This window comes from Chryseobacterium gallinarum, assembly GCF_001021975.1.
GTDB classification, from domain to species: domain Bacteria; phylum Bacteroidota; class Bacteroidia; order Flavobacteriales; family Weeksellaceae; genus Chryseobacterium; species Chryseobacterium gallinarum.
Genome location: NZ_CP009928.1, coordinates 4,225,479 through 4,249,885, shown reverse-complemented (window position 1 = coordinate 4,249,885; position 24,407 = coordinate 4,225,479). Strand labels below are relative to the sequence as shown.

The 24,407-nt window shown below is 38.1% G+C and carries 19 protein-coding genes and 1 pseudogene; 8 read left to right on the top strand and 12 right to left on the bottom strand.

Translation table 11 applies throughout. The features are described from left to right. Positions 1-3 precede the first annotated feature (3 nt). From OK18_RS21790 to OK18_RS18865, 3 genes and pseudogenes are all read left to right on the top strand, one after another. A complete protein-coding gene (locus OK18_RS21790; RefSeq protein WP_228377655.1) occupies positions 4-834 on the top strand; it encodes a PH domain-containing protein in 831 nt (276 codons plus the stop codon). A gap of 20 nt (positions 835-854) precedes the next feature. Continuing rightward, complete coding sequence (locus OK18_RS18870) at positions 855-1,502, top strand: GNAT family N-acetyltransferase (protein ID WP_053329006.1); 648 nt, start codon at positions 855-857, stop codon at positions 1,500-1,502. 79 nt (positions 1,503-1,581) lie between these two features. Beyond that, positions 1,582-2,372, top strand: a pseudogene (locus OK18_RS18865) (class I SAM-dependent methyltransferase). 209 nt (positions 2,373-2,581) lie between these two features. Here OK18_RS18865 and OK18_RS18860 read toward each other — a convergent pair. From OK18_RS18860 to OK18_RS18850, 3 genes are all read right to left on the bottom strand, one after another. After that, entirely contained in the window at positions 2,582-2,818 is a 237-nt protein-coding gene (locus OK18_RS18860) for a YtxH domain-containing protein (protein ID WP_053329005.1), read from the bottom strand. 98 nt (positions 2,819-2,916) lie between these two features. Continuing rightward, positions 2,917-3,759: an isoaspartyl peptidase/L-asparaginase gene (locus OK18_RS18855; protein WP_053329004.1), complete on the bottom strand. Its 843-nt coding sequence runs from the start codon at positions 3,757-3,759 to the stop codon at positions 2,917-2,919. 141 nt (positions 3,760-3,900) lie between these two features. Then, on the bottom strand, positions 3,901-4,791 hold the full coding sequence (locus tag OK18_RS18850) for a cyanophycinase (protein ID WP_050020798.1): 891 nt from the start codon (positions 4,789-4,791) through the stop codon (positions 3,901-3,903). A 196-nt stretch (positions 4,792-4,987) separates the two neighbouring features. On the opposite strand from OK18_RS18850, the gene cphA reads away from it, so the two are divergent. After that, positions 4,988-7,618 carry a cyanophycin synthetase gene (gene cphA, locus OK18_RS18845; RefSeq protein WP_053329003.1) on the top strand — a complete coding sequence of 877 codons (2,631 nt, stop codon included), beginning with the start codon at positions 4,988-4,990 and terminating at the stop codon, positions 7,616-7,618. A 70-nt stretch (positions 7,619-7,688) separates the two neighbouring features. Here the strand turns inward: cphA and OK18_RS18840 are convergent, their stop codons facing one another. From OK18_RS18840 to OK18_RS18805, 8 genes are all read right to left on the bottom strand, one after another. Continuing rightward, positions 7,689-8,873, bottom strand: coding sequence for a hypothetical protein (locus OK18_RS18840; protein WP_053329432.1), 1,185 nt, complete (start codon positions 8,871-8,873; stop codon positions 7,689-7,691). Positions 8,874-9,136: 263 nt separating this feature from the next. Beyond that, positions 9,137-9,970, bottom strand: a complete 834-nt coding sequence (locus OK18_RS18835; protein ID WP_050020799.1) for a type 1 glutamine amidotransferase — start codon at positions 9,968-9,970, stop codon at positions 9,137-9,139. 33 nt (positions 9,971-10,003) lie between these two features. Then, positions 10,004-11,122 (bottom strand): carboxylate-amine ligase, encoded by a 1,119-nt coding sequence (locus OK18_RS18830; protein ID WP_053329002.1) that lies wholly within the window; start codon positions 11,120-11,122, stop codon positions 10,004-10,006. Positions 11,123-11,153: 31 nt separating this feature from the next. Continuing rightward, positions 11,154-12,107, bottom strand: coding sequence for an ATP-grasp domain-containing protein (locus OK18_RS18825; protein WP_050020801.1), 954 nt, complete (start codon positions 12,105-12,107; stop codon positions 11,154-11,156). Between the two features lie 241 nt (positions 12,108-12,348). Beyond that, positions 12,349-13,062: an alpha/beta hydrolase-fold protein gene (locus OK18_RS18820; RefSeq protein ID WP_053329001.1), complete on the bottom strand. Its 714-nt coding sequence runs from the start codon at positions 13,060-13,062 to the stop codon at positions 12,349-12,351. A gap of 25 nt (positions 13,063-13,087) precedes the next feature. Then, positions 13,088-14,302, bottom strand: coding sequence for an ATP-grasp domain-containing protein (locus OK18_RS18815; RefSeq protein WP_050020803.1), 1,215 nt, complete (start codon positions 14,300-14,302; stop codon positions 13,088-13,090). A 140-nt stretch (positions 14,303-14,442) separates the two neighbouring features. After that, entirely contained in the window at positions 14,443-15,858 is a 1,416-nt protein-coding gene (locus OK18_RS18810) for a M17 family metallopeptidase (protein WP_053329000.1), read from the bottom strand. 4 nt (positions 15,859-15,862) lie between these two features. Further along, positions 15,863-16,984 (bottom strand): alpha/beta hydrolase, encoded by a 1,122-nt coding sequence (locus tag OK18_RS18805; protein ID WP_053328999.1) that lies wholly within the window; start codon positions 16,982-16,984, stop codon positions 15,863-15,865. Positions 16,985-17,185: 201 nt separating this feature from the next. Between OK18_RS18805 and glgB the strand changes: the two genes are divergently transcribed. From glgB to OK18_RS18785, 4 genes are all read left to right on the top strand, one after another. After that, on the top strand, positions 17,186-19,132 hold the full coding sequence (gene glgB, locus OK18_RS18800; RefSeq protein ID WP_053328998.1) for a 1,4-alpha-glucan branching protein GlgB: 1,947 nt from the start codon (positions 17,186-17,188) through the stop codon (positions 19,130-19,132). A gap of 1 nt (position 19,133) precedes the next feature. Next, entirely contained in the window at positions 19,134-20,540 is a 1,407-nt protein-coding gene (locus tag OK18_RS18795; RefSeq protein WP_053328997.1) for a glycogen synthase, read from the top strand. A gap of 251 nt (positions 20,541-20,791) precedes the next feature. After that, positions 20,792-22,060: a glucose-1-phosphate adenylyltransferase gene (locus OK18_RS18790; protein ID WP_050020806.1), complete on the top strand. Its 1,269-nt coding sequence runs from the start codon at positions 20,792-20,794 to the stop codon at positions 22,058-22,060. A gap of 227 nt (positions 22,061-22,287) precedes the next feature. Then, on the top strand, positions 22,288-22,875 hold the full coding sequence (locus OK18_RS18785; protein ID WP_053329431.1) for an outer membrane beta-barrel protein: 588 nt from the start codon (positions 22,288-22,290) through the stop codon (positions 22,873-22,875). Between the two features lie 53 nt (positions 22,876-22,928). Here the strand turns inward: OK18_RS18785 and OK18_RS18780 are convergent, their stop codons facing one another. After that, positions 22,929-24,392: a S41 family peptidase gene (locus OK18_RS18780; RefSeq protein ID WP_053328996.1), complete on the bottom strand. Its 1,464-nt coding sequence runs from the start codon at positions 24,390-24,392 to the stop codon at positions 22,929-22,931. Between the last annotated feature and the right edge of the window lie 15 nt (positions 24,393-24,407).

The following is a 24,407-nucleotide window of genomic DNA, read 5'->3' as shown; positions in this document are numbered from 1 at the left end:
AAAATGAATAAGAATTGTTCCTTATGCAGGGTAACACTAACTTCTATGGACACGCTTTTGGGAGAAAATAAGCTTTCAGATGGTGGTGTTTTGTGTAATCAATGCCTGGATAAAGCAAGTAATGTTAAGCAGGAGCTGTTGTATAATCTTAGTAACTTCAGTATTGAGGATATTAAAAGTTTATTAGACAAACCTATCCAACCGGCAATAAAGCCGAAACAAACTCTTTCCGTTGTTACAGAGTCAGCGTCATATACTATTTCCAGAGAAGAATATAAACGCAGAAGAAGAAAAATTAAACATGAACTGGAAGAATTAAATGCTAGTCTTTCCGTATTTACCAAAGGAGAAATTAAAGAACTTCCTTACCTGATTCCTGAAGATGAAAAGATCATTGCAATTACCGACGCCCAGTTCATTAATACACTTGATGCAGGGGTATTGGTAGTAACTCCTTTAAGAATACTTTCAGTTTCCAAATCAATGTTTGGGGCTGCCAAGATCAATAACTATCCTAACGAAAAAATCAAAGCGGTGAATTTTGTCGCCCATCAGAGATCACCTATTATCCAGCTCCATTCAGACGAGAGACTGGTTGAATTTGAATGTTATATGGATAAAGAAGATGCAGAAAAGTTTTATGACCGGATAAAAGAACTCTACAATACCTCTGAGATGCAAGACCAAAAGCAAAGGCATACTCCTGTGAAGGAAATCTCATCCAAAGAAATTTTTGAACAATTGGAACAATTAGGCAAGCTGAGAGAAAATGGTATTCTTACCGATGCAGAGTTTACAGAACAAAAAAGAAAACTGTTGGAACAGTTAAAATAAAAAACTTTCAATATTGAATAATGAAAGATAAAGTGGAAATAGTGGAAAGATGGCTTACAGGATGGTGCATATCAAGGGAAGTGTTTTTTCCTGTTCAGTATCAATCCGGATTCTACGTTTTTGTAGGAGATGAAAGACAAAAAGAACGGTATGTATTTCCCGAGCTTAATGACGATTTCTTTGAACTTGCCCGGTCAATTGAAGAACCTTGGGTTTACCTTAAAGTCTGCACTTCTTCTGATCAGTTTATAGGAAATATTCCTGAAAGATGGCAGCTTCAGCCACAAGGATATATGATGACCTGTTTTCATCCAATGAGTTTTCAGGAGATTAGCCTGGCTACCGGGTATGGCTTGGAATTTTCCCAGTACAATTCAACTTTCGTGATTAAAATTCTGGCAGAAAATGGTGAACAAGCTTCGATAGGCCGTGTTTCCCTGGTTAATGATTTTGCTGTTTACGACAGAATTGTTACAGAAAAACACCATCAAAGGAAAGGATTGGCTACCTTTTTACTTAAAGAACTTGAGAAAATAGCCGTATCAAAAGGATTTTTGAATAATATTTTAGTGGCGACAGAAGAAGGGAAATTATTGTACGAAACCTTGGGTTGGAAGGTATATAGTTTATATACTTCTATTGTCATCCCATCCGGAACAGAAATTTAGTGTTTTAGCCGACAAAATAAAGATGAAAAATTGCTGAAAAGAACAATCATGCTTTCAGTACTTAATAAAAAGAATAAGTATGGAAAATTACCTTGAAATTAATAAAAACTCCTGGAATGCTAAAGTAGAACCGCATTTGAAGTCGGATTTTTACTTCGTTGATGAATTTTTAAAGGAAGAAGCTCACTCAATTCAATAGAGCTTGACCTTCTCGGGGATATAAAAGATAAAAGCATTTTGCATCTGCAATGCCATTTCGGGCAAGATTCTATTTCATTATCAAGAATGGGAGCGAAAGTAACCGGAATTGATCTTTCTGATAAGGCTATCGAAACAGGGAAGGATCTGGCCGGGCAATGTGGTACAGATACGGAATTTATCTGTTCCGATGTCTATGATTTACCCAATATTCTGGATCGGAAATTTGATTTTGTATATACCAGCTATGGAACTATAGGGTGGCTTCCCGATCTTGAAAAATGGGCAGGAGTCATTCATCATTTTTTGAAGCCGGGCGGAAAATTTATTATGGCTGAATTTCATCCTGTGGTCTGGATGTTTGATGATGATTTTACCAAAGTGGCTTACAATTATTTTAACGAAAAACCTATTGTTGAAACCTATGAAGGAACTTATGCAGATCCGTCTGCACCCATTGTCCAGCAATATGTTATGTGGAATCATTCTCTGGCAGATGTTCTGAATAATCTGATTAAAAAGGAAATGCGGCTGGAAACTTTTCAGGAATTTGATTGGTCACCATATCCGTGTTTCAGACATGTTGATGAGTTTGAAAAAGGAAAATGGAGAATTCCTCAGTTCGGGAACAAAATACCATTAGTGTATGCTTTAATAGCGCAAAAAAAATAGAGGAGGTCCGGAGCAAAAGTAAAAGAGTATAACTTGTACCATTTAAATCAATTTCATTGATCCTTTTTAAGCGTACATATATCCATTGGCTTATTCAGTGACTTTATCGCTTTCTTTAAAAAGGTAACAGTATAATAATCAAAAAAGTCATCGCAATAGTATACGATGACTTTTTCTATATGAATGTTAAAAAAACTACTTTCAGTTTTTTAGCTCAAAGAATCTTCAGCTTTTGTCTTAGCTTCGTCTACTTTATTCTGAACCTGGGAAGCTACGTCATTAGCCTTATTCTTAAGATCATTTCCCCATTTGTTAAGATTATCCTTAGCTGTATTAATTTTATCTTTTACCGCCTGTTGATCCTCAGGAGAAGAATTTTTATATTTCCAATATGCTAAAGCACCTAAACCTAATAAAGCCAATAGGCCTTTTGTTTTATTTCCCATGATTTCTATTTTTTTAAATATTAATATTAAATTTGTTATAAGTAGTTATGTAAAATACGTGCCAAAAAAATAATAGGAATTATAAAAAAATGTTAAATTTATGAGAAGACTTCAAAATTTTCGCCGTCAAAACTTGCAAAAACCATGGTAGGATAAGAGTCCTGATGAAATATATTCCCTTCTTTATCAATGGCAATAGCTCCGGCAAATCCATCAATTGTTTTAAGCTCTTCAAATGTTTTGCTAAAGGCAGTCTGAAGGTTCATACCATCCGTAACACGGGTCACAATTTTAGCAGCAGTAGCATTGCTTACAATATCTTCTCCCACACCGGTACAGCTTACGGCACAGAATGAGTTGGCATAATTTCCTGCCACGGTTGCAGAATCCGAAATTCGTCCCGGGATTTCAAAACCTTTACCTCCTGTAGAAGTAGCAACGGCCAGTTTACCGTCCTTATCAAAAGCAACACAGCCTACCGTTCCTTTTCCTCCATTGTTACGCTTGGCTTCATATTCTTTTCTTCGTTGAGGGATTTCAGTAGAAAAATCATCAAAACCATGTGATGAAGCATAGTTCTTGGCTCCCTGACCTCCCAGAACCCTGTCATCTTCCCTGATCAGATCTTTGGCAACGAAAATAGGATTTTTTACATCCTGAATATTGATGACACCGCTTAATTTCTGGGTTTCGCCATCCATAATAGCTGCACTCATGCGGATAATACCGTCACTCTGGATTTGAGAACCGGTTCCTGCATTGTACAGCGGATCATCCTCAAGAAGAGAAACGGCATACGCTACCGTGTCAAAGGCAGAATGATCCTGAAGATATTCATAGGCTTTCTTCGCAATTTCCTTTAATGAATTTTGTTTTGCCGTTTTTATTTCATGGCTTTGGTCGCTTTCTGAGAAAAAACCGCCGTGGATAATGATTTTCATAATAGTAGAATTTCGTATGGCAGGAATTTGTATTGCTAATAATACTGTTCCTGGTTAATCACGGAGAAAAGATAAGGATTTTATTCATACCAGATCTCTCATTCAAAATGAAATTCAGACCCCTGCATCTTATGATGTACATTATCTATCCTGGGGAATCGGGTTAAACTGGGAGTTTTCTATGGTAAGTACTTTTGTTGTCAGGTCATAGTGATCATTCATAGACATGACATGTACAGTTAAATTATCTATGGAAATAGGCTCTCCCAAATTGATATTGGTAAGGTTGGTATCCTTAATAAATCTTCCGTCTACTAAGATTACAAGCCCCGAACCTACTGCGGTCATGACATCATTATGAATAAAAAGACCGGTGTCTTCTCCCAGCCCGATTCCCAATGTTCTCGGATTGTTGACAACAGCCTGGAAAAGGCGTCCGATCCGGCCCCGTTGTACAAAATGGGTGTCTATAATCACATTATCAATGAGCCCGAGGCCTTGTGTTGTTTTAATTTCTCCTTTTAACAAAGCTTCCGAGCTGCTTCCCTGGTAAATCATATTTTCTGAAGCTGCGGCAGCCCCGGCAGAAGTCCCGGAATAAATGAAATCCTGTTCCTGGTATTTTAATAAAACCGTATCATGAAACCTGGTGCCTCCCAGAATAGATGTAAGCCTCAGCTGATCTCCACCGGTAAACATCATGACATCGGCAGCATTGGCTCTTGCCACTATCGCATCAGAATTGGCTTCTTCACGGTTGTGAACATCAAGAATATTGACATTCTTTGCGCCAAGAAATTCAAAAGCTTTTTTATATTCGGCACCTACAATCTGTGGAATCTGCGATGCGGTGGTGATAATTTCAATGACTGAATCTTCCTTATGCTTTGACTCGTTGATAATCTTTCTTAGGATTCCTCGTTCAAAAAAGTTAAGATTCTTTTCGATATTCTGGTCATAATCGGTTTCTGCAAAGCTCCCTTTGTTCACAGCTCCACCGATAACTATTAATTTTCCAACAGGTTTCGTCATACTACAAAATTAAAAAATAATTAACATTTGGCGAAATCCATGCCATCTTTAAATCGATTTTTAATGTTTTAAAAATGCTAATTAAAATTATTTTTTTTTTAGTAAATCTTTAATTACGGTATGGTTTTGTTTGGGGTTTTACATTATCTTTGAGAGGTAAAGGAGTTATTGTTAACTGTTAAAATGCCCACAGACTATGAAAATCGAAAAGATTCAGGCGCTACGTGGTCCTAACATCTGGAGTATCAGAAGAAAGAAGCTGATACAAATGAGATTGGACCTTGAGGAGATGGAAGAATATCCTACCAATAAAATTGCAGGATTCAGAGAAAGAATTGAACAATTAATCCCCTCGTTGATTACCCACCGTTGCTCGGAAGGAGTAGAGGGAGGCTTTTTCCATAGAGTGGAAACAGGAACCTGGATGGGGCATGTCATTGAGCATATTGCATTAGAAATTCAAACATTGGCGGGTATGGACGTTGGTTTCGGAAGAACCCGCGAAACAAAAACGCCGGGAGTTTATAATGTAGTCTTCAATTACCTTGAAGAAAATGCAGGTATTTATGCCGCAGAAGAAGCAGTTAAAATTGCAGAAGCATTAATTGAAGGGAAAGACTATGACCTGAATGCATGTATCCACAAATTAAAAGAAATCAGGGAGCGTGTGCGGCTCGGGCCATCTACAGGAAGTATTGTAGAAGAGGCCGCTTCCAGAAAAATTCCGTGGATCAGATTAGGAACCAACTCTTTGGTACAGCTTGGCTATGGAGTGAACCAACAGCGTTTTCAGGCAACGATTACAGGAAATACCAGTTCGATTGCTGTGGATATTGCATGTAATAAAGAACTAACAAAGAAAATGCTTCATGATGCAGCTATTCCGGTGCCATTGGGAGATCTGGTTGCAGATGAGGAAAGTTTGAAAAGTGTTATCGGAAAAATTGGTTATCCTGTTGTTTTAAAACCTTTGGACGGAAACCACGGAAAGGGTTCTTCCATAAATGTAAACGATTGGGAAGCTGCTAAGAAAGGTCTGGAACATGCCCAGCAATATTCCAAAAAGGTCATTGTTGAAAAATACATTACCGGTTACGATTTCCGCGTGTTGGTAATTAATAATAAAATGGTGGCCGCTGCAAGAAGAGTTCCTGCTCATGTTGTAGGAGATGGAGATCTGAATATTCAGCAGCTTATAGAAAAGGAAAACAAAGATCCGAGAAGAGGATACGGACATGAAAATGTGCTTACCGAGATTGATGTGGATAAAGATACTTTAACGTTATTGGAAAAACTTCAATATACCCTTGAAACTATTCCGCAGAAAGGGGAAATTGTTTATCTGAAATCTACAGCCAATCTTTCAACAGGAGGTACATCAATTGATGTTACAGATATGGTACATCCGGAAAATATTACCATGGCTGAAAGGATTTCTAAAATCATAGGCCTGGACGTATGCGGCATTGATATCATGGCAGAAAACCTGACACAGCCTTTAAAAGAAAGCGGTGGAGCAATCATAGAAGTGAATGCAGCTCCCGGATTCAGAATGCACCTGGCTCCAAGTGAAGGTTTACCAAGAAATGTAGCAGCTCCTGTTGTGGATATGCTTTATCCGCCGGGAAAACCTTTTACTATTCCAATTATTGCTGTAACAGGAACCAATGGAAAAACCACCACCACAAGACTGATTTCGCATATCGTTAAAAGTAATGGATATAGGGTAGGCTTTACCACTTCAGACGGTATTTATATCCAGAATACAATGCTGTCTAAAGGAGATACCACAGGACCGCTTTCTGCAGAATTCATTTTAAAAGATCCTACCGTAGAATTTGCCGTTCTTGAAACTGCCAGAGGAGGTATCCTGCGTTCAGGTTTAGGCTTTTCCCAATGTGATATAGGTGTACTAACGAATATTGCCGAAGATCACCTGGGAATGAACGATATCCATAGCCTGAAGGATCTTACCAAAGTGAAAAGAGTGGTATTGGACAGTGTGAAGAAAAATGGCTGGAGCGTACTGAATGCTGATAATGAATACTCCATGAGAATTGTAAATGATCTCGACTGTAATGTAGCTATCTTCAGTATGGATGAAAATAATCCTCATATGGTAAGGTTTGCCAAAGAAGGAAAAATTACCTGTGTATACGAAGAAGGGTTTGTAACTATTAAAAAGGGGGATTGGAAGATCAGAATAGGAAAAGCCAAAGATTTTCCGATTACTATGGAAGGGAAGGCCCGCTTTATGATTGAAAATGTATTGGCTGCAAGCCTGGCAAGCTATCTTTATGGATTTGGAATTGAAGACATATCCAATTCCCTGAGGACATTTATTCCAAGTGCACAGCTTACTCCGGGTAGACTGAATGTTTTCAAATTTAAAAACTTTAAAGTATTGATCGACTTTGCCCACAATCCGGCAGGTTATGAGGCGATTGAAGATTATCTTAAAAATATAGAATCCACCAAAAAAATAGGTATTATTTCCGGTGTCGGAGACAGACGTGACAATGATATCAGAGAATGCGGAAAGATCGCGGGAAGAATGTTCGATCATATCATTATCAGGAATGAAAAACACCTTCGCGGAAGAACTGAAGATGAGATCAATGGACTGATTATTGAAGGAATGCAGTCTTCGGGAAGGGATGTAAGCTACGAAATTATTCCTAAGGAAATTGAAGCGTTGAAGCATGCCATAGGAATGGCTGAAGAAGGTACCTTTATTACAGCATTAAGCGACGTTATTTCCAATGCTATTGACCTGGTTCAGGAATACCAGACAAAAGAGTTACTGGAAGACGACAAGAATTTGTAAAATCAAGAATTTGAAATAAGAATGGCTGTACTGTAAAGTATAGCCATTTTTTTAAATATGCATACCTTACTTATTCTTCTGTAAAAAAAGCATTAGAACTTCCGATCCAGATCGCATCTTTTTTATTGAAATCCACGTTTACCATGGCTGCTTTCGTCATCCTTCCCAGATTTTCCAGCAGAACAGGACGCTCATCATTTTCTTTCCAGATATACAATAAACGGATTTCAGCTTTTGAAAAGTCTCCATTAATATCTTCAAAAACAGGTTCGTAGGTTACTTTTCTCTGCAGGATATAATGCTCTTTGTCTTCAATAGCATCAGTGATCTCCCTGGTTGGATTTAAATTTACACCGCTTCCGGCAAATGAAAACAGCGGTTTCAATACAAAGTTCTCAAGGTTTTCATCTTCTGGAAACTCATGAAGAAAATAACTTTTAGGAACAAACTGATGTTTCAGGAATGGAAGTAAGAATTTTGAAATTTTAAAAAACCAGTTCGGATGAGTAATCCATTTGACATCCACTTCTTCCCGGAAATCAAATTCAGTTTTAAGATCAGGTATATTGTCAAGTTCATCGAAAATAACACGGTTGTAAATTCTTTTAATTTCAACAGATTGTCCGTTATTTTCATAATAAAGCTTCATGCCTTTTTTCTTTACTTGGGTCAGGCAGACTGTCTTTATGCCGAGCAATTGCTCTGTGAGGGCAAAATCAATAGCTGTTTTTTGTTTTTCAGGGAAAATTTCAAGAAGGACAACATTTTCCGGATTTTCATCTCCTACAATAAGTTCCTTCAGGTAATTTTTAAAGGTTTCATAGGACATTGGATTCCTGATGCCGGCAAGAAAAGGATAAACTTCACAAAAAGTATCTTCAAAAATTTTTTGAAAGGTGTAGAGTGAAGGGAATGCCTGTAGCTCGATGAGCTGTGGCTCAATTTCCCCGTTCGCATTTCTGCAGATTCCAAAGTCTATCGTGAAAAAATGAGGTTGCCGTGTGTCATTGGGTACCCTGCAGTTTTCAGGAATAGCTTTTTGAAGAACTTCTGAAGGAATGGCTTTGATCTGGCTGATAATACTGTCACTCGCTTCGATAAGTTTATTTTCAAATTCTTTAGTAAGGAAAAGAGGGCTTTCTGAAATTCTGAAAGAGGGCTCTATACCGCTTTTTTGTTTTAAAATATCCTTAAGCTGTTGGTATTTTTCTTCTGAAAATTCCCGGTTAAACTGCTTTCTGTATTTTGGGATCATATTTTTTCTTTGTGTGATGTTGAAAAAACGAGCATTTTGGCCCGATTTGGTATTCAAAATAATTTAACTACAAAAGTCATAAAATATTGTTATAAAAAGCTTAGTATGCTTATGTTAGTTTAGAATGATTATGTTTAAAAATCCACATAAAGATGACAATCAAATATTTTTAGGAAACTTAAGTGTACTTTTTAAACAGTTAGTAGTAACTTAAAGAAACTTAAGTGTTAAAAAAATGTGACTTTTGTGTTTTATTTTATGCATTAAGCCAAAGACTCAGCTTCCTTTAAGATATTTTTTCTCGCGAACTGCAGGAACCTGGGAAGAATCTGGTTTCTGGTCAGGATGATTTTATCTTCATCATCTATTCTGTCTACGGTTTCCAGGTATTTTTCCATCCCGAAATTTTCAATCATTGCCTTTTTGTTTTTTTCATCCTTGAGATTTTCAATCAAAGCTTCGGGGCTGGCTTCCGGGTGGAATTGAGTTCCGAATATTTCTTCTGAAAAACGAATTGCCATTACAGCCCTTTCAAGATTAATATGAGGACGGAATTTTTCAATGGCCATAATTTTCATTCCCAATTCTTCAAGACGGTCGTGGTCCGGCTCTATAAACTGATAAGCTCTGGAATCTACTGCATAGAAAGGATCCTTGAGGTTTTTGAATAAAAATTCATTCTTTCCTTCTTTGGTTTTGTGAACCGGCATTACTCCAAAAGAATAAGATTTTCTTGGACAGATATTGCCCAGTTTCCAATGGATGCTGGCCAGCTGAAACGAATGGCAGATCAGGAAAAGGTATTTTTTATCTTCATTGTGTTGATTATGTTCAAAAACTGCATCTAAAAAACAGGCAAATCTGTTTTCCCATTCAAAACCTTCTCTGTGGGGAGTTCCCGGTCCACCTGAGGAAATAAAAATATCAAAGTTTCCGATCTCCGGCATTTCATCTTTAAACCTCACATCAAATGTTTGGATGGTTACATTTTCTTCAGAGTTCTGCTGGAATGCTTCGGAAATCTCTTTAATGTTCCTAAAGCCTTGATTCACATGGTTGTTGTTCATGTCCAGCAGAGCAATTCGAATATCTTTCATTACATCATATTTTTTGTAAAGTTACCAAAAATATTACGAAGCGGGTTCGCCATGTGTTATGCCATACTCGGTTTCTGATATCATATAGTCTACAACTTTTGTCAGATCTCCTGTTTCTTTGAAAATTTGTAGCTGGCGGTCGGCTCCGGTTCCGTTTTCAAGAATTTTCCAGGCATATTCCACCTCCTTACGGCATCCTAAATCATCTACAACATCGTCTATAAATTCTAAAAGCTCTTTTAATAAATGAGGATAGGGAACCGATTCTTCTTTTCCGAAATCGATAAGATGGGCTTCGATACCGCTTTTGGAGGCACGCCATTTATTTTCATTCAAAAGCAGCCTTCTGTAGCTTCTGAAGCTCAGATTCTGCTGATGCAATTTGTAGATCTTGGCAACCAGGCTTTGCATAATAGCGGCAAGGCATACAGTTTCGTCAATCCTGAGCGGCATATCGCAGATTCTAAATTCAATAGTAGGATAGAAGGGATGTACCCTCAGATCCCACCATATTTTCTTGGCATTATCAATGGTTCCTGTTTTAACAAGAAGATCCACATAGCTGTCAAATTCAGATAAAGAGTTGAAATAACTCGGAATACCGGTCCTTGGGAATTTTACAAATATCTCCTGCCGGTAAGATTTGAAACCTGTATACCTTCCGATCCAGAAAGGCGAATTGGTGGAAAGGGCGTAAACATGAGGAAGAAAATACCGCATTACATTCTGTATCCTTACCCCTTCTTCACGGTTGGGAATACCGATATGGACATGAAGCCCAAAAATCAGATTTTCACGGGCCACATCTCCCATATCGTCAACAATTTTGATGTATCTCTCTCCCTGAGTAATTGTATTATCTGACCAATGCGAAAAAGGATGGGTTCCGCCTCCGGAAACCCGCAATCCCTGTTCGTGAGCAATATTGATCAGGTGTCTTCTTAAATTGGTTAACTCTGCTCTGGCTTCCTGAATATTCTGGCAGATACCCGTTTCCATTTCAATCATGGATTCGTGCATTTCATGTTTTAAATTTTCACTTAAAACAGCTTTTCCACCTTCAATGATCTTTGAAACATGAGAAACGAGATCTCTGCTTTCTACATCAATGATTTGATATTCTTCTTCTATTCCAATAGTAAACTGATGCATTTTTCTTGTGTTTTTTTATTTATGTTCAATGTTATTGTATTGAATCCCTTACAAAGGTTCCCCAGGCGATATTAGGTTTCCCCGGAACATATTCTTTGGCTTTTTCCACAGCCAGTTTTGCAGCATGTTCTATGATCCACGCAAAATTTTCTTCTCCTACGGAATTCCTGTCTGCATCAGGAGCTGGGTTGCAAAAATCGATAGCGTAAGGAATACCGTCCCTCACGGCAAATTCCACCGTATTGAAATCATAGCCTAGGGCTTCATTCATTGTAATGGTGTAATCATGAATGGTTTTCAGTAATTTTTCCAGTTCTTCTCCTTGTGTTTTATGAGTTGTTTCATATCGTAAATGCGGAGCATTTCTGGGTTCATAGGGCATAATATGAACATATTTTCTGCCCAGGCAATAAACTCTGTAGTAATCATCAAAGACAATCTCTTCCTGAACCATCATTACCAGTTGTTCCGTTTCTCCCAGTTTATTCCAAAGATCATCCGGATTTTCCACCCTGTATACATTTCTCCATCCTCCTCCGTCGTGAGGCTTCATATAGGCCGGAAAACCAATATAGCTGAAGATGTATTCCCAATCGTGAGGGAATTTCAAATTCCTGAATGAAGTTTCCGAAGTATTGGCAGGCCTTTCATGGGAAGGCAGTAATACTGTTTTTGGAAGGGGGATTCCCAGTTTGGTCATCAGGGCATTATTGAAAAACTTTTCATCAGCACTCCACCAGAACGGATTGTTGATCACGTAAGTGCCATTAAGCGCTGCATTTTTCAAATAAGCCCTGTAAAAGGGAACATCCTGTGAAATTCTGTCGATGATTACCGCATAGCCATAATCTGCACCCTGTTCCAGTTTGTCAATGGTAACAGGTTCGGCTACGATTTCTCCACCTCCCAGTTCATTTACTTTATCTATAAATGCCCAGGGAAAGGTGTCTTCCATACCGAATAGAATTCCTACTTTTTTTGTCATAATTTTTGTTTTTAATGGTGTATATTCTGTTGATTTTTTATAAGTGTCATAATTTCTGCGGTCCTGTTTTAAATATCACCTTTTTACCACTCAGCCAGATATTTCATCTGCATCCCCGGGGAAGAGAATATTACGTCTTCAATTGTGAAATCCGGAAAATTGAAACCAAATTTTCAAAGACTTAAGTACACTTCTTAAACAGTTAGCAGTTCTTTAAAATAATTTTAAGTGCTATAAAATTTTAAGAGAAATAGGCTCCGATAAATGTTGGAAAAACCATTCTCCACAGCGGCCAGTCATGACCGATCCATTTTCTTTCATCGTACCAGAAATCTATCCCTTTTATTCTTAAAATTTCAGCCATTTCAACATTTTTATCTTTACAGATATCCTGATCGGAAGTGCTCAGAACAATATGCATGTGCTTGTATTTCCAGGCCTCATCATTTCTTACAAACTCTCTGGGGCAGTTGAAATAGACCAGATCATCGGAGTATCCATCCATGAAATTTCTGATACTGAACGCTCCTGAAAGACAGAATAAGTGCGATACGACATCCGGAAACCTGAAAGCAAAATTGGCCGCATGATAACCTCCGAAACTGGCTCCGGCTACGGCCACACGATGAACTTTATGAAGTTTCTGGATATAAGGCACAAATTCTTTGATCAGAAACTGTACATACCGCTCGTAGTTCCTTATCCTTTGTTTAGGAGGTATTTTGTCATCATAAAAACTCCAGCTATCAATGGTCTGAATATTATAAAGCTTTACTTTCCCCTGCTCAATAAACCAATTGATACTTCCGTTAAGGTGAAAATCATGGTTTTGGGTGTATTGTCCCTGTGAGGTAGGAAACATAATAATAGGGTAGCCGTAATGTCCGGTTACTTCTACTTTAAGGCTTACACCTAGTATGTTTGAATAATATTCCGTGTGTTCTGTTTGAGGCATTGATTACATGTTTAATAATTATGAATTAGCTGCTCAGTTTACTGCTTTTGGGAGGCAGGATATTCAACATTTCCGTATGGATCTTTTTAGCAGCACTGTCTAACCTTTCCTGTATAATATCAGCATCAGGGGATTTATAAACTATCCCTACATGGTAATCTATCGGAAGAAATTTTACTGCTTCTTCGCATTCAAATTGGCTGTAATCAGGTTCTCTATCTTTAATCAGAGCAACAATTAATCCCGAATAATATTCTGCAGGAGGGGAGATATGATAACTCTTACCTCTTAAAAGGGCATCTTCAATCCTTGCCCATTCTCTCCAGATATTGATCCCGCTGGAAGCTTCTACCAAATCGGGGATATGGGCCCCTCCAACTCTTGATGAGGTTTCCAGGAAATACCATTTTCCATCTTCTTTCCCCCGGATAAACTCCGTATGGGTAGCTCCATTGATAAGACCAAATCCGGATAGTACTCTGGCATTAACCTCCTCCAGTGCTTTAAATTCTTCAGAATCTCTTCCTAATGTTTTGGACCTGAATACCCCTCCTTCATGGGATACCTGCATAGGTGGAGCAAGGTATCTGGAAGCGGAAGTAAATACGATTTCTTTATGGAAGGTCAGACTGTCTACATGATATACATCTCCGGGTTTAAAACTTTCCAGCAAAAAAAGATGACGCTCTTCTCCCAATGTGTCCAAAGCTTCAAAAAGCTGTTCTTTGGAAGTAATTTTTTTGATACCTGATGCAGATGCTTCCGACCGGGGTTTCAATACCCAGGGGGGAGGTGTTCTGTCTACAAAATCATTTACTATATCATCATTAAAGACTGCTGTGAACTCCGGAACGTTGATGTCTGATTCTTTTGCTTTTTGCCGCATAGCCAGTTTATCTCTGAAATAACGATGGGTAGTTTGTCCCATTCCCGGAATACGAAAGGTTTCCCGGATCAGGGCTGCTTTTTCCACATCATAATCATCAAGAGCAACTACCGCGTCTATTTTCCTTGTTTTCATCAGGTGTGAAAATCCCTGGATCAGATGTTCCAGGTTCCAGACGGACGGTTTGAGCTCAGGCATATAATATGCCTCTTCAATAGCATGCCAGGGCCAGTTTTTTTCTTTAAGGTTCTCTGATGTTACTAAGATGATTTTATTACCAAGCTTCTTCATTTCGTCCATGAAATCGTAGCCTTTGTAATAGCACGAAATGCATACAATAATTTTCTCCTCCATATAATGTTTTTTTAATTTTAGTAGATTATCAAAAATAAAAGCAAATCTTTATTGTTTGATTAATATCAAAAATGAAAATATGATGTACTTTTGAAAACTACTAATCAAGTATACAGAGAATTTTTGTAATAAACTAATTTTTAGTGATAATTTTCGATTAAATTCACCAGCAATTGGACACCAAAACCAGTAGCCGCTTTTTCCTTGGCATAGCCTACATTTCCGAATGCCACACCTGCAATATCCAGATGAGCCCATTTAGAATGGCCTTCAATGAAATGCTCTAAGAATTTGGCAGCGATAATACAATCTCCAACAGGTTTTAGGGACATGTTTTTCAAGTCGGCTACGTCAGACTGTATATCGTCTTTCCAAACCTCCCACAATGGCAGATTCCAGAGCCTTTGATTGGTTTGGTCTCCAGACTTTATCAAAAGGTTTTTCAGTTCTTCATTGTTGGAAAAAAGTGCCCCGCAGGTGTCCCCAAACATCCTTACCGAACTTCCTGTCAAAGTGGCCAGATCAATAAGGAAATCTGTTTTATAGTTTTTGGCTAAGTACGAAAGCCCATCGGCAAGAATCAGCCTGCCTTCGGCATCAGTATCCATAACCTCAATGGTCTTCCCGTTGTAGGCTGTAATAACATCACTTGGAAGCAGGGCTTTTTCAGAAATAGCATTATCTGTGATAGGAAGAACAGCGATGATATTAACGGGCAGATTCATTTCTGCAGCGTAGATTAAAGTTCCCAAAACAGCGGTTGCCCCACCCAAGTCAGATTTCATATAATGCATATTGGTAAAGGGTTTCAGGGAAATTCCTCCGGTGTCAAACAGTACACATTTTCCCACCAAGCCAAATGTTTTGGCATTTTTTACCGTGGTTTTATATTCCAGGATGGTGAATGCTGCATCATACGCACTCGCCTGATTGACGGCCAGATATGCACCCAGTCCTATCTCTTCACACTTCTTTCTGTTGAAAACCGTATATTTTAAATCATATTTTTTAGCAAGGTTTTTAAGGTACAGACTGAAAGTATCCGGTTTTTTAAGGTTTGCGGGTTTATTCAGCCATTCCTGGCAGGCAATTTGTCCATTGCTGATCGCTTCTGATCTTTGGATGATATGATCTAGTTTTTTCTGGCTCAGGTTTTCGAAATGAAGTTCAAATTTAGGGGACCAGAAAGGATGGCTTTTTTCAAAAGGGTAATGATAGGTTCCGATAAGCAATCCTTTTACAAACTCTTCAAATTGTTTTTCGTTAAGAAAATCTGCAATCATTAATGTTGGAACATTTTGTAGCTTTTCTTTTTGGGTTTGTGAGAACTTCACGGCCACCTGCTGAATCTCGAAATTCTGAAAGGTGGATTTTCCCAGACCAATAAAGTAGATAATTCCCTCTTCATGAGTACTGATGAAAACCTCATGCTTTTTCCCTGTGAAAAATGTATCTATGTTTTTGTTGAAATTTTTCCCTGATTTTATCCATTCTTCTTCAGTGAACAACTGGAAAACCTGAGTGTAGTTTTTATTTTTTTTATTGATTAGTTTCATAAAATTAGTTCTTAATGCTTTGTTGCTGAGGTTTTACTTCTACCGGGTTTTCAGTATTGTCATAAAACAGCCATTCGATGGCTCTTGGAAATTCCTGGGACCAATAAAATTCATTGTGTGTACCTTCAGGATTAATATTGGTCCTGAATTCAAAATCAAAAAGGTTTTTCTTTTCCCATCTTTTCAGATACTCTTCGAAAATATGAATTCTTTTGACCATTTTAGAACCTTCCTGCCCTCCGCCATATAAATAGATTTTTGTTTTAAAAGGAACCCTGAAGTTCATCATGGGAAAATTATTATTAGGTTCTACCCAGAGTGAGGGGGAAAAAATCAACAATTTAGAATATACTTCCGGGTAAAGGAAACCACTGTAAATGCTGATAAGGGCACCTAATGAGCTGCCGCCAATACCTGTATTTTCACGATCTTTTTTAGTACGGTAGTTTTCGTCTACAAAGGGCTTTAAGGTGTCGGCAATGAAGCGGATGTATTTTTTGCCCTCAGAGCCATTGGCAACGTTATCATTATCAAAAATATATTCTTTAATTCTTTCTTCACTTCCATGTTCTATTGCAATAATGATCAGGTCACCACGCCCGTATTCCGAAAGAATAGAGAGTTTTTTATCAATTTCCCAGTTTCCGAAACCGCTGCCTTCATTGAAAAGGTTCTGAGCATCCTGAAGGTATAAAACCGGATAGCTTTTATTGGATACATAATAATCATGGGGAAGCAGGGCCCATACTTTACGGTACCGGTCGAGCTGGGGAATATAAAACTCTTCAGAAATTACTTCAGCGATGGGAAAGAACTCATCTTTGAAAGGCCCCCAGTTCAGCCTCCATTTTTCAACCGTATCACAGGTTTTTCCTGCTGTTAATTTTACTTTCCGGTTGGGAGTGATATTTCCATATTGGTCCAGTTCTACGTTTTCCCAGCCTCCTTTGGTAAATTTATATTCAATTTCGTCCGGGAGAATCCGGTTGTCTATCTCTGTAAAGTAAGTGTTGGAATTTTTCTGTTTGAGCTGATAGTTGTAGTCTTTAGGATTCCAATTGTTGAAATTTCCCGTGATAAATACAGGTCTATCATCTTTTTCATCTGTATACAGTTCAAACCTCATCGTGTGTGTTTAGTTAATGTTGATGCTAAATTTATAAAAAAGTTTGTTTCGAAATCATAAAAAAGTGAGTTTAAAAAATGATATATTTGATAGATTGAGTGGAGAAGAAAAATTAACTTGACGATTATTTGATTAATTATTAACCGCTGTTGTCAGTATTTTTCGTAGTTTCAGAGAAAATATAAATACAAACCGGTCTTGATGAATTCTGTTAAAACCTATACGCTTTTCACTGATCATGATGTGTACCTTTTCAAAGAAGGCAGGCACTATAAGCTATACGGTAAATTCGGAGCCCATTCTGTAGAGAAGGACGGTATACAAGGCGTCTACTTTTCAGTCTGGGCACCCCATGCAAAAAAAGTTTCCGTGATCGGGAATTTTAATAACTGGAATCATAAAGATCATATCCTGTTTCCGAGATGGGACGGATCAGGGATCTGGGAAGGATTTATAGAAGGACTTACCTGGGGAACGTTATACAAATATGCTATTGAAACGGCAAGAGGTGAAATCCTGGAAAAAAGTGACCCTTATGCTTTAAGCTGGGAGCAAAATATTCAGGCCGCCTCATTGGTTTCTACCACCTGGTATGAATGGAATGACGCAGGATGGATGGAAAAAAGATGGAAAAAAAATAGCCTGAAGGCCCCGCTATCCGTATATGAAATGCATCTGGGATCATGGATAAGAGATAAAGATGCCCCCGAACGGTTTTTAAATTATCGTGATATTGCCCAAAAACTTATTCCCTATATTAAAGAAATGGAGTTTACCCATGTGGAGTTTATGCCGGTAATGGAGTATCCGTATGATCCCAGCTGGGGATATCAGATTACAGGTTTTTATGCAGCGACTTCACGTTTTGGCTCACCTCAGGATCTGATGTTTCTGATTGATGAGCTCCATCAGAATGATATCGGGGTTATTCTGGATTGGGTACCTTCCCACTTTCCGGGAGATGCCAACGGACTTCATCGTTTTGACGGTACCCATCTCTATGAACACGAAGATCCCAGAAAAGGTTTTCATCCCGACTGGAAATCTTATATTTTCAATTACGGAAGAAATGAGGTAAAATCTTTCCTTATTTCCAATGCCATGTTCTGGCTGGACCGGTATCATACTGACGGATTACGGGTAGATGCAGTAACTTCAATGCTTCATCTGGACTATTCCCGGAACGAAGGAGAATGGGAACCCAATATATACGGAGGAAATGTAAATCTCGAAGCAAAAACTTTCCTGGAGGAATTCAATACAGCAGTATATAAGGAATTCGGGGATCATATTATAACCATAGCAGAAGAAAGCTCAGATTTTCCTATGCTTACAAAACCTGTTCATGATGGCGGGGTGGGCTTCGGAATGAAATGGATGATGGGATGGATGCATGACACGCTGGATTATTTTAAGGAAGATTTTATCAACAGGAAATTTCATCATTATAAGCTTACATTTGCTTCTATGTACATGTATAATGAAAATTATATGATGCCCTTGTCCCATGATGAGGTGGTGCATGGAAAAGCAAGCTTAATTTACAAAATGAGAGGTGATGAGTGGCAGAAGTTTGCTAATCTTCGTACCTTGTATGTATATATGTTTACCCATCCGGGGGCCAAACTGCTTTTTATGGGAGATGAGTTCGGACAAACCAGTGAATGGAATTTTACCCGAAGCCTGGATTGGCATCTGCTGGAATATCCTGTCCATAAAGGATTACAGACGCTTGTAAAGGAGCTGAACCATCTCTACAGGACAGAATCTGCACTTTATGAAAATCAGTTTGAGAAAGCCGGTTTTGAATGGGTGGAGGCTGATGATCTGGAAAATTCAATATACGTATATGTAAGGAAAGGGAAAAGGAGGGATGATGTTTGTATGGTGATTCTTAATCTGGCTCCCAGGGTGCTTGACTATAAAATCGGGACTCATACGGGAACACATTGGGACGTGGTTTTAAATTCAGATGATATGGAATACGGTGGTAGCGGAGTGAATCCTGAAATCCTGGAAGAGAAATATGAAGAATGGCGAGGGTATCAGAAAACAATAACAATAAAGCTGCCCCCGTTAGCAGGAGTTATTTTGAAACAGAAAAAAGATAAAAAATATAAATTGCACAGAATTAAACACAAAAGATAAAATGGTTGTCTATCATTTAAGTACAGAATGTTATCCTGTAGCCAAAGTAGGAGGACTTGCAGATGTAGTAGGGGCCCTTCCGAAATATCAGAATAAAATAAAAGGAGTAGATGCCAGGGTAGTAATGCCCTGGTATAATAAACCTTTCGTGTATGACCATGAGTTTGAGCTTGTTTTTGATGGTTTTATTCATCAGGGACCTAACATGCTCCAGGTTCAGATTTTAAAAGAAAAAAACGATGCGCTGGGATTCGGATTATATATGGTGAAAATTCCCGGATTGCTGGACAGGGATAATCCCTATGGATATCAGGATGAAAGTTTTCAGTTCCTGGCCTTTCAGCAGGGGCTGTTGCATTGGATGTGTGCAATGGAAATCCGGCCGGATATTTTGCATTGCCATGATTATCATACAGGTCTGGTCCCTTTTATGATTGAAAATTGCCCCGAATTTATATCCCTGAAAGGGGTAAAGACTATCGGGACTATTCATAATGGGGAGTATCAGGGAATGATGAGCTGGGATATGGCGAATTACATGCCGTCTTTTGACCGGTATAAGTGGGGACTTATGGATTGGAACGGATTGATTAATCCGCTGGCCAGTATGATTAAATGTTCTCATGCTTTTACCACGGTTTCCGAAGGATATCTGGAGGAACTTTTTATCAGTTTCAGAGGATTGGAAAGTCTGGTCCGTCAGGAATTCGGAAAGGCTTACGGAATTATCAACGGTATTGATACAGAAGTCTGGAATCCTGAAACAGATCCGATGCTTGATTTTAATTTCACCAGTAAAAATGCCGTTGCCCAAAAGAAAAAAAATAAAGAGAAATTATGCAAAGAATACGGGCTTAAACCTGAACTTCCTTTATTTGCTTTTATCGGAAGGTTTGCTACTGAAAAAGGTGCAGATCTCTTGCCTGATGTCGTGTGGAAAAGTATCAAGCAAAGCTATGGCGCTTTAAACATCATGATTCTGGGTTCAGGAAATACTTATATAGAGAATAAACTGAAAGAATATGATTATACCTATACCAATTTTGCATTGGATCTTGGATATAAAGAGCACCTTTCTCATAAAATCTATGCATCTGCAGATTTTCTTCTGATGCCCTCAAGAGTGGAACCTTGCGGATTGAATCAGATGTATTCGATGCGATACGGAACCGTTCCTGTAGTAAGATATACGGGAGGACTTAAGGATACCGTAGAAGACATTTCCACAGGAGGAGCAGGGTTGAATTTTACTTACCCGGGCGTAGATGATATTGTCCATGCAATGAATAGGGCGCTGGGAGTCTATAATCAAAAAGGAATGATGGAAAATCTTATTCATGCCAATATGAATTTTGATTTTGCATGGGAGAAATCTGCGGAAAAATACATAGCTTTATATAATAGCTGAAAAGGTAAAGAACTTTATCTTTTATCTCTATAACAGGACCTGGTTACCAATCGGCCAATCAGGGAACAGCTTAAGAAATGTAATAAAAATTGATGGGGCAGGTAAAGAGATAAATTGCAGGGTCATGCAGAAATGTATGAAGTGAAAATCTATGCTTGTGACTAAATAATAAGAGAAACAATTGCTGTACGGTGCATGCAGATATTAAAATAGAACAGTCAACTTAATACAATAAAAAACGCAAGATATTTATGAAACGAAACGTAATCTCCATTGTTTTGGGAGGCGGCAGAGGGACAAGACTATTCCCGTTAACGTATTCAAGATCTAAACCGGCAGTTCCTATTGCGGGAAAATACAGGTTGGTAGATATTCCTATTTCAAATTGCCTGAATTCAGGATTAAATAAGATTTTGGTTTTAACACAGTTTAATTCCGCATCCCTCAATTCGCATATCAAGAATTCCTATCATTTTGATATTTTCAGTAAAGGATTTGTAGATATTCTGGCGGCTGAGCAGAATGTAGAAAATGACAGCTGGTATCAGGGTACAGCAGATGCAGTACGCCAATCTATGAAGCATCTTGAGAAATATGATTATGACTATATCTTAATTCTTTCAGGAGACCAGCTCTACCAGATGGATTTCAGGGAAATGCTTGATTTCCATATTGAAAATGGCGGTGATCTTACGATTGCAACCATCCCGGTCAATGCCAAAGACGCTACAGGTTTTGGAATTTTAAAATCTGATGATGACGGCAATATTACCTCTTTCGTGGAAAAACCCGGTTATGATATGCTGGAAGGTCTTCAGTCCGAAGTTTCAGAGGAAAATAAACATAAGGGAAAAGAATTCCTGGCTTCCATGGGAATTTATATTTTCACAAAGAATATCCTTAAAAAAATGTTTGAAGAAGGAGCGGGAGATGATTTCGGAAAAGATATTATCCCAAGTTCGATCGGGAAATATAAAACCCTAAGCTATCAGTATGAAGGATACTGGACAGATATCGGAACCATTGAGTCTTTCTACGAAGCCAATCTGGATCTTTGTCAGGATTTCCCTCAGTTCAATCTTTTCTCTTCTTCTCCTATCTATACAAGAGCGAGAATGCTGCCTCCTTCTAAAATTAACGGCTCATATGTCAGCAAAGCTGTTTTTGGAGACGGATGTATCATTATGGCTGATAAGATTGAAAACTCTGTGATTGGAAACCGGACAAGAATTGATAAAGGCAGTACGATTGTTAATTCCTATGTAATGGGAGCCGATTTTTATCAGAATACCACAGATATTGTTGCGAACGACAGAGCAGGACGCCCTAATATGGGAATCGGAAAATATTGTTATATCGAAAAGGCAATTCTGGATAAAAACTGTTACATCGGCGACAATGTAAAGATTATCGGAGGAAAACATCTTTCAGATGGTGATTATGGAACCTACTCGGTGCAGGATGGTATTGTGGTGGTGAAGAAAGGAGTGGTCCTGGCTCCGGGAACGCATATTGGATAAAAAGTAGAAAAACAGATGTTTATCTGGGCATCAAAAATAGTTTTCAGCATAATGTTGAAGAGAATATTTTACTGAAAATATAGATAAAAGCACTTCAGATTGAGGTGCTTTTGTTGTTTTTATACTATTTTATACGTTAGTTTAAAGATATAGTATGAAATATTGATCACTGGTGTGGGATTAATTATTTTTTTATACATTTGGAGCTGAAAAATACAATTGAAATTATGAAAAAAAATTTGATCATTGCAGCTATTGCTGTGTTCGGAATGATGAATGCGCAGAAAAACACCTTGTTATTAGGAGGAAATATCGGGTATACCAGTGATAATACCAGTGTTTCAGGTAAGAAAAGTGAAGTGGAATCCTTTAGTTTTACCCCAACCGTAGGGTATCAGTTTAATGACCACTGGACAGTAGGTATTAATTCCACCATTACATCAGGAAAAAAACCTGATGATTTAGGTACATTAAAGGAAAATAGTTTTGCTATCGGGCCATTTATACGTTACGCGGTACCATTAAGCCAGACTTTTGCCGTATATGGAGATTTGGGGGCGGGATATCAGAATATGAAAGACACCTATACTATTGCTGCAACCACCAGTGAAAGAAAAATGAATGGTTTCTATGCCAATTTTACGCCGGCATTGTTTATTAACTTTAGAAACGGCTTTGGGTTAAACTTCAATATCGGAGGGATAAGGTATGGCTATTTGAAAGATAGTGATGCTGATGTTACCAATAACAGATTTAATTTTTCTTTCGGTAAGGAAGTCGGGGTAGGTATCTCGAAGAATTTCGGACTAAAATAGGTTTCTATTGAAATACAAAATGAAAAAAGCCGGGATTTTCCGGCTTTTGTTGTTTATTTTTTAGAAAATAAAGTAAGTGAATACTCCAGTTCAGGATCCTTATGTGCTTTCAGTGAGGTTAAGAAATCATTACTGCTTATAGTATGGTCGGGGATTACGCCTTTACAGTTGGAAACATTTTCTTTATCATTATTGTTGAAGAAAATTTCCGTCCGGGGAATAGAGATAACAGCTTTAGTGTTCGGAAGCCTGTAAGTAAGAAACCATGCGGCGGTAGTAAAATTACTGCAAGAGCCTGTTTCTTTTCCTACGATTTCACCTCTTTTTTCACTTTTGAACAGAGAAGCAAAATAAGTTGCAGCAGAGAAAGTACGGTTGTTGGTAAGCACTATAACCTTTCCGCCAAAAAACAATCCGTCTCTGGGATAGTTCTTTATATAAGTATTATCAAGTCTTGAATTGCCAAAATAGTAATCTCCTTTTTCTGCTTTGTCAAACCGTTGTCTCATAAAATTATTCTGGTCCGCAATGTCTTTATCAGAATAATATCGGTTGGTTTGGGGATCCACCAGATAATCGGTATACTTAATGTCTACCACTTTAGTGGCATATTGATACTCATTATTAAAGCTTTTGTCCTTGGCAATAAAAGAATATAATAAAGGAACGTTACTGATGGCTCCTCCCGAATTATTGCGGATATCTATAATCAGCTTCTTAGAGGAAAGGTCTTTAATCTCCTGGAAATATTTCTTTAATCGCTCATAAAAGAAACTTTCATCATAGGAAAAAGATTTTACAGACAAATAATAGGTGTCAGCATCTATTTTATATCCATAAATCCCATAACTTTCAGAAATCAGATCAATAGGCAGTATGGCATGTTTGGCCTCGTAATAAAATCTTGGATATTGTATACCGCTTAGCTTGGCGGTTTTATTTTCGCCGGTAAGCGTCTTATATTTTAAGGTGAAATCTTGAGGGTGGTTTTTCAAAATAAACGGAATATAAAAGGGAAGGTCTACATCTTCTACTTTAATATTTCCATCTGCTGCTTTAGGAACTGCTTTTAACAGATCCGGAGCAGTTACATTATTAATCTCAAGAATCTGGCTGCCCACTTCAATATGGTAAGGATTGTCTCCATTTACATACAACTCGTTGTTGTGTACATAAATCTGCAAAGGAAAAAAATAAATAGAACTCAGAACGTCCTCAAAATAATTAGAATCAGCGCTGAAATTACTGTGGCCATCCCCGATAATCCGGGTTGGGTTATGAATCAGTAAATTGGTATAGCTGGGATCTTTTTTAACAATAGTACGCAGAGAGTCTATTTTCTTAGTAATACTTTCCTTACTGTGAAACCGGTAAGGATTAGGGTGCTGTTTTTGAATGATATCAACGGCAATATCGAAGTCTTTGAGATAGCCATCTTCCGGAATTTCTGAAACAGAATATTGAGAAAATACCATGGATGAGAACACCATCAAAGGAAATGCGAATAACTTCTTCATAGGAAAAAATTTAAA

Coding starts and splice junctions, on each gene's coding strand:
- OK18_RS21790 (WP_228377655.1), top strand. CDS start 4: ATGAATAAGAATTGTTCCTTATGCAGGGTAACACTAACTTCTATGGAC.
- OK18_RS18870 (WP_053329006.1), top strand. CDS start 855: ATGAAAGATAAAGTGGAAATAGTGGAAAGATGGCTTACAGGATGGTGC.
- OK18_RS18860 (WP_053329005.1), bottom strand. CDS start 2,818: ATGGGAAATAAAACAAAAGGCCTATTGGCTTTATTAGGTTTAGGTGCT.
- OK18_RS18855 (WP_053329004.1), bottom strand. CDS start 3,759: ATGAAAATCATTATCCACGGCGGTTTTTTCTCAGAAAGCGACCAAAGC.
- OK18_RS18850 (WP_050020798.1), bottom strand. CDS start 4,791: ATGACGAAACCTGTTGGAAAATTAATAGTTATCGGTGGAGCTGTGAAC.
- cphA (WP_053329003.1), top strand. CDS start 4,988: ATGAAAATCGAAAAGATTCAGGCGCTACGTGGTCCTAACATCTGGAGT.
- OK18_RS18840 (WP_053329432.1), bottom strand. CDS start 8,873: ATGATCCCAAAATACAGAAAGCAGTTTAACCGGGAATTTTCAGAAGAA.
- OK18_RS18835 (WP_050020799.1), bottom strand. CDS start 9,970: ATGAAAGATATTCGAATTGCTCTGCTGGACATGAACAACAACCATGTG.
- OK18_RS18830 (WP_053329002.1), bottom strand. CDS start 11,122: ATGCATCAGTTTACTATTGGAATAGAAGAAGAATATCAAATCATTGAT.
- OK18_RS18825 (WP_050020801.1), bottom strand. CDS start 12,107: ATGACAAAAAAAGTAGGAATTCTATTCGGTATGGAAGACACCTTTCCC.
- OK18_RS18820 (WP_053329001.1), bottom strand. CDS start 13,062: ATGCCTCAAACAGAACACACGGAATATTATTCAAACATACTAGGTGTA.
- OK18_RS18815 (WP_050020803.1), bottom strand. CDS start 14,302: ATGGAGGAGAAAATTATTGTATGCATTTCGTGCTATTACAAAGGCTAC.
- OK18_RS18810 (WP_053329000.1), bottom strand. CDS start 15,858: ATGAAACTAATCAATAAAAAAAATAAAAACTACACTCAGGTTTTCCAG.
- OK18_RS18805 (WP_053328999.1), bottom strand. CDS start 16,984: ATGAGGTTTGAACTGTATACAGATGAAAAAGATGATAGACCTGTATTT.
- glgB (WP_053328998.1), top strand. CDS start 17,186: ATGAATTCTGTTAAAACCTATACGCTTTTCACTGATCATGATGTGTAC.
- OK18_RS18795 (WP_053328997.1), top strand. CDS start 19,134: ATGGTTGTCTATCATTTAAGTACAGAATGTTATCCTGTAGCCAAAGTA.
- OK18_RS18790 (WP_050020806.1), top strand. CDS start 20,792: ATGAAACGAAACGTAATCTCCATTGTTTTGGGAGGCGGCAGAGGGACA.
- OK18_RS18785 (WP_053329431.1), top strand. CDS start 22,288: ATGAAAAAAAATTTGATCATTGCAGCTATTGCTGTGTTCGGAATGATG.
- OK18_RS18780 (WP_053328996.1), bottom strand. CDS start 24,392: ATGAAGAAGTTATTCGCATTTCCTTTGATGGTGTTCTCATCCATGGTA.